This window comes from Flavobacterium amniphilum (assembly GCF_023634845.1).
Lineage (GTDB): Bacteria > Bacteroidota > Bacteroidia > Flavobacteriales > Flavobacteriaceae > Flavobacterium > Flavobacterium amniphilum.
In genome coordinates this window covers 19,224-34,451 of the sequence record NZ_JAMLJL010000002.1, presented here as the reverse complement: position 1 = coordinate 34,451, position 15,228 = coordinate 19,224, and the positions used below count along the sequence as shown (strand labels likewise).

Annotated in this window: 16 protein-coding genes; 5 read left to right on the top strand and 11 right to left on the bottom strand. The window is 33.1% G+C overall.

Annotated elements, in window-relative coordinates; translation table 11 throughout:
• Positions 1 to 72: 72 nt before the first annotated feature.
• On the top strand, positions 73 to 2,547 hold the full coding sequence (locus NAT51_RS01965; RefSeq protein WP_250594571.1) for an outer membrane beta-barrel family protein: 2,475 nt from the start codon (positions 73 to 75) through the stop codon (positions 2,545 to 2,547).
• A gap of 70 nt (positions 2,548 to 2,617) precedes the next feature.
• Here NAT51_RS01965 and NAT51_RS01960 read toward each other — a convergent pair whose 3' ends face one another.
• Both NAT51_RS01960 and corA read right to left on the bottom strand, forming a co-directional pair.
• Positions 2,618 to 2,791 (bottom strand): hypothetical protein, encoded by a 174-nt coding sequence (locus NAT51_RS01960; protein ID WP_250594569.1) that lies wholly within the window; start codon positions 2,789 to 2,791, stop codon positions 2,618 to 2,620.
• Positions 2,792 to 2,874: 83 nt separating this feature from the next.
• The gene (gene corA / locus NAT51_RS01955) at positions 2,875 to 3,945 is read right to left on the bottom strand and encodes a magnesium/cobalt transporter CorA (RefSeq protein ID WP_250594567.1); all 1,071 of its coding nucleotides are present in this window, start codon (positions 3,943 to 3,945) and stop codon (positions 2,875 to 2,877) included.
• A 321-nt stretch (positions 3,946 to 4,266) separates the two neighbouring features.
• On the opposite strand from corA, the gene hutI reads away from it, so the two are divergent.
• Positions 4,267 to 5,502: an imidazolonepropionase gene (gene hutI / locus NAT51_RS01950; RefSeq protein WP_250594565.1), complete on the top strand. Its 1,236-nt coding sequence runs from the start codon at positions 4,267 to 4,269 to the stop codon at positions 5,500 to 5,502.
• Here the strand turns inward: hutI and NAT51_RS01945 are convergent.
• The 3 genes from NAT51_RS01945 to NAT51_RS01935 all read right to left on the bottom strand — a co-directional run bounded on the left by NAT51_RS01945 (position 5,497) and on the right by NAT51_RS01935 (position 7,762).
• Positions 5,497 to 6,009 (bottom strand): DinB family protein, encoded by a 513-nt coding sequence (locus tag NAT51_RS01945; protein WP_250594563.1) that lies wholly within the window; start codon positions 6,007 to 6,009, stop codon positions 5,497 to 5,499. The genes hutI and NAT51_RS01945 overlap by 6 nt on opposite strands.
• A 44-nt stretch (positions 6,010 to 6,053) precedes the next feature.
• On the bottom strand, positions 6,054 to 6,533 hold the full coding sequence (locus NAT51_RS01940) for an Lrp/AsnC family transcriptional regulator (protein WP_129435333.1): 480 nt from the start codon (positions 6,531 to 6,533) through the stop codon (positions 6,054 to 6,056).
• 74 nt (positions 6,534 to 6,607) lie between these two features.
• Complete coding sequence (locus tag NAT51_RS01935; RefSeq protein ID WP_250594561.1) at positions 6,608 to 7,762, bottom strand: M14 family metallopeptidase; 1,155 nt, start codon at positions 7,760 to 7,762, stop codon at positions 6,608 to 6,610.
• Positions 7,763 to 8,060: 298 nt separating this feature from the next.
• Between NAT51_RS01935 and NAT51_RS01930 the strand changes: the two genes are divergently transcribed.
• Positions 8,061 to 8,564: a helix-turn-helix transcriptional regulator gene (locus tag NAT51_RS01930; protein WP_250594559.1), complete on the top strand. Its 504-nt coding sequence runs from the start codon at positions 8,061 to 8,063 to the stop codon at positions 8,562 to 8,564.
• Positions 8,565 to 8,621: 57 nt separating this feature from the next.
• Here the strand turns inward: NAT51_RS01930 and NAT51_RS01925 are convergent, their stop codons facing one another.
• Positions 8,622 to 9,617 (bottom strand): hypothetical protein, encoded by a 996-nt coding sequence (locus tag NAT51_RS01925; protein ID WP_250594557.1) that lies wholly within the window; start codon positions 9,615 to 9,617, stop codon positions 8,622 to 8,624.
• Between the two features lie 76 nt (positions 9,618 to 9,693).
• Positions 9,694 to 10,242: a 1-acyl-sn-glycerol-3-phosphate acyltransferase gene (locus NAT51_RS01920; protein WP_250594555.1), complete on the bottom strand. Its 549-nt coding sequence runs from the start codon at positions 10,240 to 10,242 to the stop codon at positions 9,694 to 9,696.
• Between the two features lie 53 nt (positions 10,243 to 10,295).
• Between NAT51_RS01920 and NAT51_RS01915 the strand changes: the two genes are divergently transcribed.
• Positions 10,296 to 10,961 (top strand): spermidine synthase, encoded by a 666-nt coding sequence (locus NAT51_RS01915; protein WP_250594553.1) that lies wholly within the window; start codon positions 10,296 to 10,298, stop codon positions 10,959 to 10,961.
• A gap of 3 nt (positions 10,962 to 10,964) precedes the next feature.
• Here NAT51_RS01915 and NAT51_RS01910 read toward each other — a convergent pair whose 3' ends face one another.
• Positions 10,965 to 11,924: a YitT family protein gene (locus tag NAT51_RS01910; RefSeq protein WP_250594551.1), complete on the bottom strand. Its 960-nt coding sequence runs from the start codon at positions 11,922 to 11,924 to the stop codon at positions 10,965 to 10,967.
• 128 nt (positions 11,925 to 12,052) lie between these two features.
• Here NAT51_RS01910 and NAT51_RS01905 point away from each other — a divergent pair, with 128 nt between their 5' ends.
• Positions 12,053 to 12,562, top strand: coding sequence for a hypothetical protein (locus NAT51_RS01905; RefSeq protein ID WP_250594549.1), 510 nt, complete (start codon positions 12,053 to 12,055; stop codon positions 12,560 to 12,562).
• Here the strand turns inward: NAT51_RS01905 and kdsB are convergent.
• From kdsB to NAT51_RS01890, 3 genes are read right to left on the bottom strand one after another with little or no spacing between them, the layout of a single operon-like run.
• A complete protein-coding gene (gene kdsB / locus NAT51_RS01900; RefSeq protein WP_250594547.1) occupies positions 12,554 to 13,279 on the bottom strand; it encodes a 3-deoxy-manno-octulosonate cytidylyltransferase in 726 nt (241 codons plus the stop codon). The two genes, NAT51_RS01905 and kdsB, sit on opposite strands and share 9 nt — an antisense overlap.
• A gap of 13 nt (positions 13,280 to 13,292) precedes the next feature.
• Complete coding sequence (locus tag NAT51_RS01895; protein ID WP_250594545.1) at positions 13,293 to 13,676, bottom strand: hypothetical protein; 384 nt, start codon at positions 13,674 to 13,676, stop codon at positions 13,293 to 13,295.
• A 40-nt stretch (positions 13,677 to 13,716) separates the two neighbouring features.
• On the bottom strand, positions 13,717 to 15,138 hold the full coding sequence (locus tag NAT51_RS01890; protein ID WP_250594543.1) for an ATP-dependent DNA helicase: 1,422 nt from the start codon (positions 15,136 to 15,138) through the stop codon (positions 13,717 to 13,719).
• Between the last annotated feature and the right edge of the window lie 90 nt (positions 15,139 to 15,228).

The window sequence follows — 15,228 nt, the reverse complement described above, 5'->3', positions numbered from 1 at the left end:
ACTCCATATTAACATTACTTTAGGAAAATTAAAGAAATCGTAGCTTATTTTTGCTTTTGTAAAATTAAGCACATGAAATTTATCCAAAAAGCCACAATCGTGGTGTTTTTATTTTGTATTTCCTCAATTTTTGCACAACAAAAACAGGAAGGAAAAAAGATTGTCCTTACAGGAAAGGTAATCGAAAAATCTACTTCACAACCCTTAGATTATGCCACGGTAACTTTAATCGGATTTAATTCGAATCAGGTTGTTTCAGGCGGCGTAACAGATGCAAAGGGTGAATTCAGAATTGAAACACGTCCCGGTAAGTTCAATATCAAAGTTGAATTTATGTCTTTCAAAACATATGAAATTAAAGAAAAAGTTATATCAGAAGATACTAATATTGGTACCATTGCTCTGACGGAAGATGCAAAAATGATGGACGAAGTAGTAATCCGTGCCGAAAGAACTGCAGTCGATATCAAATTAGACAAAAAAGTTTATACTGTTGGTAAAGATATAATTGTACGTGGTGGAACAGTAAGTGATGTGTTAGATAATATTCCTTCTGTTTCTGTTGATGCTGAAGGAACTGTCGCTTTACGCGGTAACGAAAGTGTCCGTATCTTAATTGATGGTAAGCCTTCCAATATGGGAAACATCAATGACGCTTTACGATTAATTCCGGCTGAATCGATTGATAAAGTCGAAGTAGTTACAAATCCTTCTGCCCGCTATGATGCTGAAGGCGGTGGCGGTATTTTGAACATCATTCTTAAAAAAGGTAAAAATCAGGGAATCAACGGAACATTTGTTGTTTCTGCAGGTGATCCGAAGAATACAGGTGTATCGGCTAATTTAAACTTTAAAGAAAAAAGTGCTAACTTCTTCACAACTATAGGTTACAACGACAGAAGCAATCCTGGAAACACTAAAATTGACCAGGAAAATTTTGATACAAACGGAGATCTTAAATCTATTCTTAAAGAAAGAAGAAAAAATAACCGTTTCGGAGAAGGATTAAATACTAATTTCGGAATAGAGTTACTGTTGAACAAATCAACAACATGGACTAATTCATTGAATTTCAGAACTAATAAAGGTGGAAATCTTGAAAATGTTTTATATTATAATTATGATGCAAATAACCAATATCTGAACACAAGACAGCGTTTCAATGACTTGAATTCAAGCAATGAAAATGTTGAATATGCTTCAAATTTCATCAAAAACTTCAAAAAAGACGGACATAAATTAAGTGCTGATATTTCAATCTCCTATAATAACGATAAAGACAATTCATCAATAGAAGGAATCATCGTTGACAATGGGAATTTTGTTTCATCGGAAAGAACCCGTAAAAATGATACCCAACAACGAAACTTACTCCAATTGGATTATGTGCTTCCAATGGGTAAAGATTCTCGATTCGAAGCAGGTTTCAGAGGTAATTATGTAAAAACAGTTGCTGATTATCAGGTTGAAGAAAGGGAATTTGAAGGTGGTCCTTTTACTAACATCGATGAATTCACAAATACACTTGAATACAATGAAAATGTAACGGCTGCTTATACTCAGTTCGGATCAAAAGTTAATAAATTCTCCTACTTAGTGGGATTGCGTTTTGAAGATTCTAAAATTGACGTTAACCAATTAACTTCAGATATTTACAAAACAAAAAAATACAGCAATTGGTTTCCAAGTGTGTTTTTAACTTATGAAATCGACGATAAAAGCAGTATTGCGCTTAACTACAGCAAGCGTATAGCAAGACCAAGAGACCGTTTCATCAATCCTTTTGCGTCTTACACAAGTAACGTGAATTTATTCCAGGGAAATCCTGATATTAATCCTGCATTCACAGATGCTTATGATATTGGTTACTTAAAAAGATGGGAAAAATTAACATTGAATACTTCTTTGTATTATAACCACACAACCGATGCTTTTGAACAGGTAAGAAAAGAACGCGGTGATGAAATCGATGGAATTCCAGTTATCGTTAATACATTTTTCAATTTAGGTCAAAATGACCGAATTGGTTTTGAGTTTACCTTAAATTACAACTTCAAAAAATGGTGGAAATTAAACGGAAATTTCAATTTCTTCAACAGTGTTAACAAAGGTGATTACACATACACAAACAGTAATAATGAAGTAATTACCCAAAGTTTCGACAGAAAAGCAACTTCTTGGTCAAGCCGTATTACATCAAAAATTACATTACCATATAAAATCGATTGGCAAACCAATGCAACTTATAATGCTTCGCAAAGAACAGCACAAGGAACCAATAAAGGCATTGCTGCCGCTAATTTAGCATTCAGTAAAGATATTTTAAAAGATATGGGAACAATTTCATTCAACATTAATGATGTTTTCAATTCTCGCAAAAGAATTCAGGATATTGAACTGCCGAATGTGAATTCCCATAGTGAGATGCAATGGAGAAGAAGATCTTTTACTGTTTCATTTACTTACAGATTTAATAAGAAGAAAACAGAAAGAGAACAAAAACCACGTCAGAATGGTACTGGAGGAGATGATGAATTCATGGGATAAACCCAAAACCAAAAAAACCCCGACATGTCGGGGTTTTTTATTTCTAAAAATAAACTAAATTAATTATAGTTTATTCTCCATTTTCTGCAAGTCTTTTGGCTGCTCTTTTTTCTTTGAAAGATTCCCACAAATAACCTCCTACCCAGTAGAATACGAAATTAATTAAGAAAATCATTAACCAGAATCCCATTGTAAGGATGGTTAAGAATAAAAGAAAACCTAAGTACTGTTGAAATTCAAACATATTTTCCGGAATTTTGAATACCCTACAAATGTAAATGTTATTATCGTGTTAAGCAATATAAATCTTAAAATTATTTTAACAAGTTAGTACCATTTACGCCATTTGAAATAATAAATCATTCCGATAAATAGTAAAAACATGACACCCAGAATGATAAAGTAGCCATACCTCCAATGCAACTCGGGCATGTTGTCAAAATTCATTCCGTAAATACCCACAATAAATGTCAAAGGCATAAAGAAAACCGAAACAACTGTAAGAGTTTTCATCACTTCATTCATTTTATGGCTTTGCATTGAAAAAAATATGGAAGAAGCACTGTCCAGATTACCCAAATCATATTCTATTTGCTCTAAAAGCTCAAGGCTTTTTTGATACAAACGCTCATAAAAACTATAATTTTCTTTTGCAATGACATTAAAAACATCATCATCTTTTGTCATTTTAATGGTATGGAGTGAATCCCTTAACGGTAAAATAGCTCTTTTTAAAAACTGGAAATTATCCCTGTGCCTTTCAATTTGTTCCAAAATAGTCCATTTTGCGCTGGTTTTTGTCAGATTAATGAGCTCTTCCACTTTGTCTTCTTCAGTTTCTATAGTAATATAGAAGTTCTCCATAACGGCATCCAAAAGCAGGTATAATAAATAATCAGCTTTTTTATCCCTTACAATTCCTGAATGTGTTCTGATCCTCTCCCTGATATGGGTAAAAAAATCACTTTTTTTCTCCTGAAAAGAAACCAAAATTCCGTCTTTGAGTAAAAAACTGATCTGCTCAACATTAATGTTGTCAGAGTTTTCAACCGGTAATATCGATTTGATATTAAAAAAGAAAATATCGTGATACTCATCAATTTTGGTTCTTTTGGAGGTGTTTAAAATATCTCCTAACATAAAATTATCCACTTTGAGATAATCACCAATTTCTTTAATAACAGCAATATCATTTAAACCATGGACATTCAGCCAATTGGTTTTATACAAATCAAATTGATTAATCAAATGGTTAAAGCGGTTATCGGCACATTCAACTAAATCGTTGGTATCATAAACAAATAACTGCATTCCAACCGGAACATCTTTGTGAATTCCAGTGTATTCCAAGAATGTAGGAACCACTTTCCTACCCTTTTTATATTTTATTTTTCGCACTGCGTAAGAATTTAGTAGTAATATTACGAAACTTTCGGAAAGAAAAAAAGCTGTCAAAATAAATCCTGACAGCTTTCTTGAATTAAATAACTAACCTCTATATTATCCTAAACAAATCCTTTTAATACATTCGGTAAAATGGATTATGTTTAAACAAATCATCTTTATATTGGAGTATTAATTTTATCTTACTCAAATTTAATCAATTGCATCCGTATTTTAACATTTTTTGTTAAATATTTTTAAAATACATTTAAAATCTAAAAGCCAAATTCTTCGAAAAATACCGAAAACAATAGTACTTTTACACAAATTAAATACATGAAAACCCTTATAAAAAATATCAAAGAATTACTACAGATCCGCGAATCAGACATTTCAATGATTTCGGGAAAAGACATGGCAATTTTGCCTAAAATTGACAATGCCTATCTTTTAATTGAAGATGGATTAATTGCCGATTTCGGATCTATGGATAACTGTCCGCAAATTGAAGTTGACAGTATCATTAATGCTAAAGGACGTGCCGTTTTACCAACTTGGTGTGACAGCCATACCCATATAGTTTACGCCGGAAACCGTGTCCAGGAGTTTGTAGACAGAATTAACGGATTGAGTTATGAAGAAATAGCAAACCGTGGAGGCGGTATATTAAATTCAGCCAAAAAACTGAATGAAACTTCAGAAGAAGAAATTTATGAGCAATCCAAAATCCGTCTCGAAGAAGTTATGCACCAAGGTACCGGAGCAGTTGAAATTAAATCGGGTTACGGATTGACGGTAGAAGGTGAATTAAAAATGCTTCGTGTCATTAAGAAATTAGCCGAAAATTATCCTGTAAAGATTAAGGCTACATTTTTGGGTGCTCATGCGTTTCCAATTGAATACAAAGAGAATCATTCCGCATATATCGATTTGATTATTAACGAAATGCTTCCGAAAATTGCAGCAGAAAATCTAGCTGATTATATCGATGCTTTTTTGGAAACGGGTTATTTTTCTGTCGAAGAAACCGAAAGAATTATGGAAGCGGGAAAAAAATTCGGATTAACTCCTAAAATACATGTCAATCAGTTCACGGCTATTAACGGAATTGAAGCTTGTGTAAAACATGGAGCACTTTCTGTAGACCACTTGGAAATTGTTACCGATGAAGATGTTGAAGTATTGAAAAACACTCAAACAATGCCGGTTGCATTACCTAGTTGCTCATATTTCATCAGTATTCCCTACACTCCTGCCCGAAAAATGATGGAAGCCGGTTTACCATTGGCTTTAGCTACAGACTTTAATCCAGGTACCACACCATCCGGCAATATGAATTTTGTTGTGGCCACTGCCTGTATAAAAATGAAAATGACTCCGGAAGAGGCTATTAATGCAGCTACCCTAAACGGTGCTTATGCCATGGGAATAGCAGATACACATGGAAGTATAACCAAAGGAAAAGTAGCAAACCTGATTATTACAAAACCAATTGTTTCGTATTATCAGCTGCCGTATGAATTTGGATCAAACTTAATAGAAGATGTAATTATTAAAGGAAAGGTTTTATAAATACCTTTCCTTTATTACATTTTGATGGTGAATGCAGTGTCCGGTAATAATATAACCAATAGATCGCACTGATATTTCCTTACCGCTGGCAATGCCTTTGTTTAAAAGCATTTCTTCTGACATACTTTGAAAAAGGCAAATAGTTGATTTTCTAACCATTGCAAACTCATGAAGCAAATCAGTCATGCTTCTTTTATTCGCTTCTGCTACAGGGACATAATCGTTTTCTTCAAATCCCGCTAACGGTGTTCTGTCAAAACGGGCCATTCGTAAAGCACGGTAAGCGAAAATACGTTCTGCATCAATAATGTGTAAAACAATATCTTTAATTGTCCATTTTTCAGGCTGATATCTGTATTCATATTTATTTTCATGAACAGTATTCTCGATAAAATCGATAAAATCATTCATGTTATCTTCAAGTCCATCAACAATATCAAGCGATTTCACGGCATTGATATACGGAATGTAATAATCTGGGAATTCTCCGGGTTGTAAGTTTTTCATGACATAAAGATAAAAAAAAGACCTTAAAAAAGGTCTTTCATATTTTACATTTCTCTGAAAATTGTATGCATCAATCTTTTTTTATCATTGATACTCTCATCAAGAGAAATCATGGTTTCTGTTCTGTACACACCTTCAATATCATCAATCATATAGATTACATCTTTAGCATGTTTTGTATCTCTTGCTCTAATTTTACAAAAGATATTGAATTTACCGGTAGTAACGTGTGCTACTGTAACATAAGGGATTTCGTTAATTCTCTCCAAAACAAATTTAGTTTGAGAAGTATTATTTAAGAAAACACCAACGTAAGCAATAAATGAATAACCTAATTTTTCATAGTCCAATGTTAATGATGAACCTTGGATGATTCCTGCATCTTCTAACTTTTTTACACGAACGTGGACAGTTCCTGCAGAAATTAAAAGTTTTTTAGCAATGTCAGTAAATGGGATTCTTGTGTTATCAATTAACATATCCAGGATTTGGTGATCTACTTCATCTAAACGAAATTTACTCATAACGACTTCTTTTGATTTAACTTTATTATCTATTTATGTTTGTTACTTACTATTGAATTTTATAGCAAAACTTACTATTCATTAATAATACCGTTGACAAACTTAATTTTATCATTAAGATAGAAATCAGCTTTTTTATTCACTTCTGGGATGCTATTGGAATCATCTGTATACATTCCTCCGTCTCCGTCATACTCCACATGCCCTATAGAATTCAGCTCTTCGCCAACTTCAACAATAAACGCCTCAAACTCTATTTTATTATTTTTAAGAACTTCTTTATATTGAATGGCAAAATTAGTGATTCTTTTTAAAGAATCAACCAAAAAACTAAACTTTTTACAAACAATATCGACGAATTTAATCTTATTTTGAGGAATTCTTAAATATTCGTTAATGTTTTTGCAAACTACATCGTTTTCGTTAATAAATTGTAAACTCTTCATTAAGGCTGTGAAAATATACTTTCTTGTTTCTTCTCTTTGGTAATCTTCCTGAAAATGCCCTGCTTCGAATAAAATAGTAGGAACATTCAATGATTGAAACATATCACCGATACAATTTATATTAAAAGAGTCGTCAAATCGGCCAACTTGATCAGGAATATGCTTCTGAAGTTCTTCATTCATAGCCACTATAACCGAAACAGCTTTTAACCGGCTATCATTATAATTTCTTTCTTCGTCATATGCTGGTGCCAAAAAAGAAACAGTTGCCGGATTAGAAGTGTCTCCGGCCGCAAAGATTGTGCGTTGATCGTGTAAATTATAACAGAAATCAGGTTGAAAAGATTCAAATGTCTTTCTTAAAAGTTGACTTTCGGGTTGGGATAAATCTACAGAATCACGGTTTAAATCAACTTCATTAGCATTCACACGCGTATAAGCTTCTGCACCGTCAGGATTTAAAATAGGAATACATAATATGGTAAAAGCATTTTTGTAATCAGAAGCTTCTTCAAAATCAGATTTTAAGAACTTAAATAAGTCAAACAAAGCTTTTGTTGTTGTAGATTCATTACCATGCATCTGGGACCACATGAAAATCTTGGTTTTACCCGTACCGATTTTTACAGCATGTATTGGTTTATTTCCGACAGATCTTCCTATTACTGAAATTTCAAAGTCTTGTTTTAAATTTTCTAATACGGGCTCAATATGACTATTTGTTAAATACCTGCCTGAAATTGATTCCTCTTTAAATTGAGTAAAAAGCGATATAAAATTCATGTGTGCTATATTTTTACAAATGTAAACATCTTATTATTTACAATTGTAAATTAAGCAAATTATTAATTTGTTCAATTCTGTAAACAATAACTTGGTACGTGAGTTAACATTAGTAAACAATTATTTACACATAAACAATAAATACCTTATTATGTTTTTAATTATTTAATTTACAATATCTTAAACATTTTTATATAAATTATCACTTTGCTTCTATTACCGATGTTTACAATTGTAAAACGAAATATTAAATATTATTTGTTTACATTTGTTACCACCTAATAAGTACTTCTTTACAATGGTAAACATAGATGATTTTATAAGAAGATTAGAAATAATCCTGGAATATTACAATTTATCTGCTTCTTCCTTTGCCGATAAAATTGGAGTACAACGATCCAGTTTGTCTCACCTACTCTCAGGAAGAAACAAACCAAGTCTGGATTTAATACTGAAAATTGTCAGTGAATTTCCGGATGTTGATTTGTATTGGATTTTAAATGGAAAAGGTGATTTTCCAAAATCTGATTCATTTGAAGGGTCCAATTATAATCAACCAATATCTCCTCTATCTTCCAATCAGGTAAAACCCAATGAAATTATTAAGGAAAATCTACAAGCGGATTTATTTTCCGGAGAACAGCCAAGCTTCCAAAAAAATCGTGTAAATGAAATTCCCGAAGAAATTTTTTCAAATACGCGAATTTTGAGCCCCTCTCCTGTTAATGATATTGAAGTTGAAAGAATTGTGTTTTTTTATAAAGACGGAACATTTAAAGAATATAAAAACCAAAAGCCTTAATCGGTTTTCATAGACTAAGGCTTTTCACAAAAAATAATAACTAACTAAACTAATTAACTATTTCCTAATCAGATATACTGATGAAACTCCTGCTTCAACTCTTGAACTTATCGGTAAAACATCGCCGTTGATGGTTGGATTTGTAAAAACCAATACCTGACCACCGCCATTTAATCTTTCTGCAACATATATATATTCGGTTTTATCATCGTAAGCCACATCTACCGGATTTCCTAATTTTGAAAAAGTCCCGTAAACCCTGATTTGATTATCGGACGAAATAGTTCCCAAATCAGAAGTTGCAGCCATTACATTTGAAAAATTATTTATCACGATTAAACCTCCATCAGTACTTGATGCTGCACTTCCTACATCAGTCAAAATCATTCTATTATCTTTTTTAGAAAATGTAATTCCGTGTGTTCTGACCAATCCTTGGATTGTAACTCTTTTTGAAGGGCTAATAGTACCGCTTGGGTTTGAAAAGAAATCATTAAAAACAACCAAATCACTTGTTAAATCGGCTACAGCATAAAGTGTTGTACCGTCAATATGAATTCCCCAAGTTTTAAAATTCACTGTATAAGAATTCAGCAATGTAAAGCCCGCAGTAGTTTTTTGATAAACAACCAGTTTATTTACATTCCCATTTCCGGCATTTTGATCCTGGGTAACAACTACTTTATCTCCAGCTACAGCTATTTCACGTGGATTGCTAAAATCAGAAGTACTGTAAAAACCAAGACTTAAATTATCAGTATTGTTTTTTGCTGAAGCATTTAAACCTTTGTATAATTCCAAACGGTTATTGGTGCGTGATGCAATAATCAATTCATCATTTTCACTGTCAAAATAGGCACCGTCAGCATCAACACCACCAACTGTAAAAAATTGGGCTGTTGGAGAAGATGACAATAAATTTGTGTAAGACACCTTGGCCGAAGTATTACTGGCCGTGATTAATTTTAATTCGTCATTTGATGAGTCGTCATCGTTTTCGCAGGATACAAAAAAGCACCCAAGTACTAAAATTGGAAGAAAAAAATTTTTCATAGCATATAGTTTTATAGTTTTTTAACTACATGTACGAAAAATGTAATACATTGGTTTTAAGTGAATTTACTTTTTTTTATAAATAACTATTCTCCGGAATTTTTCCTTCAATACCTTTTAGATAGCCTTCCAAAATTTTAAAATCAACTTCTTTATCTCCCGTCGGATGAATTGTTGGAAAAACAATAACCTGCTTGTTTTTCCAATCGAACCCAATCGGGACAATCGGAACGCCTCCTTTTAAAGCTATATAATAAAACCCGGTTCTCCATTCGGTTACTTTTTTTCGTGTTCCTTCAGGTGAAATCGCTAATCTGAATACTTCTTTTTCCTGAAAAATTTTAGCTATTGCATCAACTTTATTTTCATTGGTAAAACGATTCAAAGGTGTACCTCCTACCCATCTGAAGTAATAACCGAAAGGAAATGCAAACAACTCTTTCTTTGCTACGAAGTTAATTTCCATATTCATGCAGCCGCGGGTGAGCAGGCCAAGGTAAAAATCATGCCAACTCGTATGCGGCACAACCGGAAGTACACATTTTTTTATTGAGGTATCAAATTCCCCAACAATCTTCCATCCCATCAATTTGAAAAAAATATATTCGTAGAGTTTCTTCTTCATAACTTAAGTTTGCTCAAAAATAGCATTATATTTACGAATAGAAAATTTGATCCATGAATTTCAAGCGACTTTTAAGCTATATTTTTCCGGTTACCATCCACAATACTCATTCTGAAATCAATAAAAATCTGGAAGTCACATGGAATAATGGCCGTTTGGTCCTGGATTCAAAAAACACAAATTTTTCGTTTGGAAGCTTGCAAAGGGTAATGCGAATTGGTTTGAATCAAATTGGAAAAACCAAAATTAAAAATATCGAAAACACGCTGATATTAGGAGTTGCCGGCGGAAGTGTCATTAAGACATTAAGGGATGAATACCTTAATTCAGGAAAAATAACCGGTGTTGAATTAGATGAAAAATCAATTGAATTGGCCAATAACTATTTTGGATTAAATCAAATTACCAATCTTGAAATCATCATTGATGATGCCTCTGAATTTGTCAAAAATAATTCCGTAAAATATGATTTGGTCATCATTGATATATTTCAGGACAACATAATGCCCGACTTTCTATTTACCATTGATTTCATGGAAAACATCAGACGTTTATTGAATAAAGAAGGCGTTGTATTATTCAATTCGATTGTAGTTTTAAGCAGTGAACACGAGAGAAATCATAATTTTGAAAAAATGATCCGGACAAAATTTACCTCGGTCATCAAATTATCGAGAGTTGAAGGCGATAACGAACTGTTTATCCTTTCAAATGATTAAGGCTTAATGTTTTAATGCTCTTTTTTTGATCATCCCTCCTTTTGTATCCTTAACACTATTCATGACAATAAAGCAATGTGGATCGATTTTTTCGATTTCCGTATTCAGTTTATTAAGTTCCAAACGGGTGATAACAGTGTAGATAATTTCAGTTTCTTTAGTTTCTCCTCTTTTTCCGAAACCACGTTGGCCACTGTAAACCGTCACGCCTCTTCCCATTACATCAATAATCATTTGGCGGATTGCATCACTGTTCGAGGAAACAATGGTCACACCAATATATTCATCAATACCTTCAACAATAAAGTCGAGTGTTTTTGATGCTGATAAATAAGTAATCATTGAATACAAAGCGATGTCAATTCCTAAGAAATAAGCAGCGGATGAAAATATAAATATATTGATAACTATGATAATATCACCTATTGTTGTTCCGAATTTCCGACTCAGATAAATTGCCAATACTTCTGTCCCGTCAATAACCGCACCTCCTCTTACCGAAAATCCAATACCGGCACCAAGAAAAAAACCTCCAAAAACTGCAACCAGTAAATTATCATTGGTCACATTCGGAAAAGTTACTGTAGCCAGACAAAGTGATAATCCGGCAATAGCCAAAGCTGTTTTTATGGCAAACTGCTTCCCAATTACCCGAAATCCCAATAATACAAATGGAATGTTGACACAGATAATTAATATATATAAAGGTGTTTTAGTTATAGCCGAAATTAAAAGGGATATACCGGTAGCACCTCCGTCGATAAAATCATTGGTTAACAAAAAACCTTTAAATCCGAAGGATGCTGAAAAAATCCCTACTCCTATTAAAATAAAATCCTTCAATCCACGCTTGAGATTTACAACAAAATCCCGGCGTTTTTTGGCTACCTGATATCGGGTTAAATCTTTATCTCCGTTTTTTGAAATGAACCGTAAAATAATACTGGAAAAAATTGGCTTCATATTTTTATTTGGTTTACCATAAAAATACAAAAAATCATTTTTTTATCAAAAACCACAAGGTACTATAACATTATTTTGGCATTTTGTGTCACTCTGAATATATTTGCCTTCCTTATTTTAAAGCAAAAATGAAATTAATCGTAACTCTTTATACTTTATTATTAACTACAATTTCTTTTGGACAGGAAAACCAAAAGAAACCAATGCAAATCCAATTTGAAGACTTTCTGATAAATAAAGAAACTAAAACAGGATATTTAAGAAGACGTAGCCCAATGTCACTTATTGTTCTGGAAGAAAAAGATCTGGAAAAATTCAAAAAAAACCAGACTTTTAGTCTTAATCCAAAAAATTGCAACCTGAATTTTAAAATTTCATCCGAAGGAAAATTTTATTTTGTAAAAGGTAATATAGGCATCAAAAGACTATCAGCCCCGGAAGAATTGAGAGGAATACCGCCATTTGATTACGAGTATTTTAATGATCAGGAATTTATTGATTTTCTAAATAGTCAACTTTCAAAATTGAATGTCAACTATGTTATCATCCAAAATGGTATCGAAATGACAAATTTTGATGAGTTATCAGATATTACATTCGTCCGTAGTTTTTACTTCCAGACAAAAAAATCAGACTAATTTTCTGGCTTTTTCAAGATCTTCAGGTGTATCAATACCAATACTTGCATGCGATGTTTCAACCATTCTGATACGTTTTCCATATTCAAGGTAACGGAGTTGTTCCAGTTTCTCCGAAGCTTCCAATGATAACATCGGTAAAGTATAAAAATCCATCAAAGCTTCTTTTCTGAAAGCATAAATACCAATGTGTTTCATATAACGCACTCCTGCATTTTCTTCTCTTGGATACGGAATTACCGAACGCGAAAAATATAATGCAAAATCTTGTTGGTCCACAATAACTTTCACATTATTAGGGTTTTCAATTTCGGTCTTGTCTTTTATTTCAAACATCAGGGAAGCCAGATCCACCTTTTTATCTGTATCATTTTTAAAAACCTCAATTACTTTTTCCAGAGGCTCTTTATTGATAAAAGGCTCATCTCCCTGCACATTGATTACTACATCAACATCCATATTTTGAACGGCTTCGGCAATACGGTCACTCCCGCTTTCGTGTTCCTTTATGCTCATAATGGCTTTTCCGCCATTTAAAGTTATTTCATTGAAAATCAAATCAGAATCGGTTACCACAAAAACATCATCAAACAATTGGGTAGCAATTGCTGCTTCGTATGTCCTTAAAATAACTGTTTTTCCTCCTAAATCCTGCATCAGTTTTGCCGGAAAACGGGTTGAAGCATAGCGGGCTGGAATTACTGCAATGATTTTCATTTTTTCTATTTTATTATTTAGATAATTTAATTGGCTCAAAAACTAACTGTGTTGTTTTCTTTTTCGTTAATTCTTCAGCTTCTTTTAGAGTAAACTTATCAAAAGTTTCTTCCGGAACAAACTGATAAACTTCGGTTTGACTTGGGCTGTAATCGGTTAAATGTGTCAGACATTTTTGATCTTCTACCAATAAAACATCTCCGTATTTCAATAGAAAACCGGTTTTGTTCTTATCAATAATGACAAAGTAACTCTTTGAATCATCAAATTGATGGTACATTTTGGCAAAATCTCCATAACGGTATTCAATATCAGCATCTTTAATACTGGAATACAGTATTACTGATAGAATGCCAATAACTACTATGATTACTGTTACAATATATTTGAATTTCATTCCTTAAAACTCTATTTTTAATTTTCTTTTATAATTACTGTTAAGTAAAATACTCGTCTTTAAAACCTATTAAGTATAACTTATCCTTTGCTCTTGTAATTGCCGTATACAACCACCTCACATAATCCCGGTCAATACCATTGGGTAAATAAGGCTGCTCAATAAATACCGTATTCCATTGGCCTCCCTGCGATTTGTGACAGGTAATGGCATAAGAAAACTTGACCTGTAATGCATTAAAATATTCGTTTTCTTTTATCTTTAAAAACTTTCGGTAAGCGGCAGTCTCATTCTCATAATCCTTCATCACTTCCTGATACAGCTGATTGGATTCTTCATACGTCAATGAAGGTGATTCACTCATAATCGTATCCAGCAATAATATGGTATCGAACGGTTTCTGATCAGGATAATCGATCATTCGGATTTTTACTACTGCAAACTTAAATCCGTATAATTCCTTAATACTCCTTATTTCCAAAACCTCAATGATATCACCATTGGCAATAAATCCGGCCTCGTCTGTTTCTTTCAGCCAAAAATAATTATTTTTCACGACCATTAAAAAATCACCAGCCGAAAGTTCACTTTCCTTGCCCAAGATTTTAGCCCTGATTTGTTGATTATACTGATTCGCTCTTTTATTGGAACGGACAATAAATGTAGTGTCCTCAATCGAATAATTACTATACGCCTGATTGATGGCATCCTGGATATCATAGCCGTCAGTTAAACGGACAATATCCTTGAAACCTTTTAATTTAAACTGAAAATCAGTGATGAAAGAATCTTTCAGTAATTCCCTTAATTCGGTGGCATTGTATAAAATTCCCGAATTTTCTTCCTGACGCATGACTTCATCCAGCTCAATGGAAATTACTTCCTTATCGTAATTCAGACTTAATGTATCAGTATTCAAAGCAGGCGAAATGTCTAAATGTACCGGAGGCAACTGTGCTGTGTCTCCCAACAAAATCATCTTGCAATTCTGTCCCGAATACACATAGGAAATCAAATCATCCAATAACGAACCGTTAGCATACATTTTTGAATCGGAATCTGCATCTGAAATCATCGAAGACTCATCGACTATGAATATGGTATTAGTATGTTTGTTGGTTTGCATCGTAAAACTCACACCTCCACCCTTCCCTTTCTTTGGAAAATATATTTTCTTATGGATGGTATGTGCCGGTTTGTTGGAATAATTGGCAATTACTTTCGCTGCTCTTCCGGTTGGTGCCAGCAATACATACTTTTTTTTGACTTCACCCAGATTGTTGACAATAGTTGAAATTACCGTTGTTTTTCCGGTTCCTGCATATCCTTTCAATACGAAAATTTCATTTTTATTCGGACTGGAAATGAATTCAGCAATTTTTGAGAAAAAGACATCCTGTTTTAAGGTGGGTTGGAAGGGAAAACTTTTTCGTAAAATAGTGTAAAACAGCTGCGAACTCATTGGGTAATCTTGAAATATTATTTTCCAAAGATACAGAGTAAAACCGACTCGCTTGCGTATAACCCAAAAAATATTGTAGATTTGCCTACA

What these genes read in the sequence shown, in the direction of transcription:
- hutI (WP_250594565.1), top strand. Translation starts at nt 4,267, where the DNA reads ATGAAAACCCTTATAAAAAATATCAAAGAATTACTACAGATCCGCGAA.
- NAT51_RS01925 (WP_250594557.1), bottom strand. Translation starts at nt 9,617, where the DNA reads ATGAAAAATTTTTTTCTTCCAATTTTAGTACTTGGGTGCTTTTTTGTA.
- NAT51_RS01965 (WP_250594571.1), top strand. Translation starts at nt 73, where the DNA reads ATGAAATTTATCCAAAAAGCCACAATCGTGGTGTTTTTATTTTGTATT.
- NAT51_RS01895 (WP_250594545.1), bottom strand. Translation starts at nt 13,676, where the DNA reads ATGAAATTCAAATATATTGTAACAGTAATCATAGTAGTTATTGGCATT.
- NAT51_RS01910 (WP_250594551.1), bottom strand. Translation starts at nt 11,924, where the DNA reads ATGAAGCCAATTTTTTCCAGTATTATTTTACGGTTCATTTCAAAAAAC.
- NAT51_RS01890 (WP_250594543.1), bottom strand. Translation starts at nt 15,138, where the DNA reads ATGAGTTCGCAGCTGTTTTACACTATTTTACGAAAAAGTTTTCCCTTC.
- NAT51_RS01940 (WP_129435333.1), bottom strand. Translation starts at nt 6,533, where the DNA reads ATGAGTAAATTTCGTTTAGATGAAGTAGATCACCAAATCCTGGATATG.
- NAT51_RS01935 (WP_250594561.1), bottom strand. Translation starts at nt 7,762, where the DNA reads ATGAATTTTATATCGCTTTTTACTCAATTTAAAGAGGAATCAATTTCA.
- NAT51_RS01920 (WP_250594555.1), bottom strand. Translation starts at nt 10,242, where the DNA reads ATGAAGAAGAAACTCTACGAATATATTTTTTTCAAATTGATGGGATGG.
- NAT51_RS01905 (WP_250594549.1), top strand. Translation starts at nt 12,053, where the DNA reads ATGAAATTAATCGTAACTCTTTATACTTTATTATTAACTACAATTTCT.
- NAT51_RS01945 (WP_250594563.1), bottom strand. Translation starts at nt 6,009, where the DNA reads ATGAAAAACTTACAACCCGGAGAATTCCCAGATTATTACATTCCGTAT.
- kdsB (WP_250594547.1), bottom strand. Translation starts at nt 13,279, where the DNA reads ATGAAAATCATTGCAGTAATTCCAGCCCGCTATGCTTCAACCCGTTTT.
- NAT51_RS01960 (WP_250594569.1), bottom strand. Translation starts at nt 2,791, where the DNA reads ATGTTTGAATTTCAACAGTACTTAGGTTTTCTTTTATTCTTAACCATC.
- NAT51_RS01915 (WP_250594553.1), top strand. Translation starts at nt 10,296, where the DNA reads ATGAATTTCAAGCGACTTTTAAGCTATATTTTTCCGGTTACCATCCAC.
- NAT51_RS01930 (WP_250594559.1), top strand. Translation starts at nt 8,061, where the DNA reads ATGGTAAACATAGATGATTTTATAAGAAGATTAGAAATAATCCTGGAA.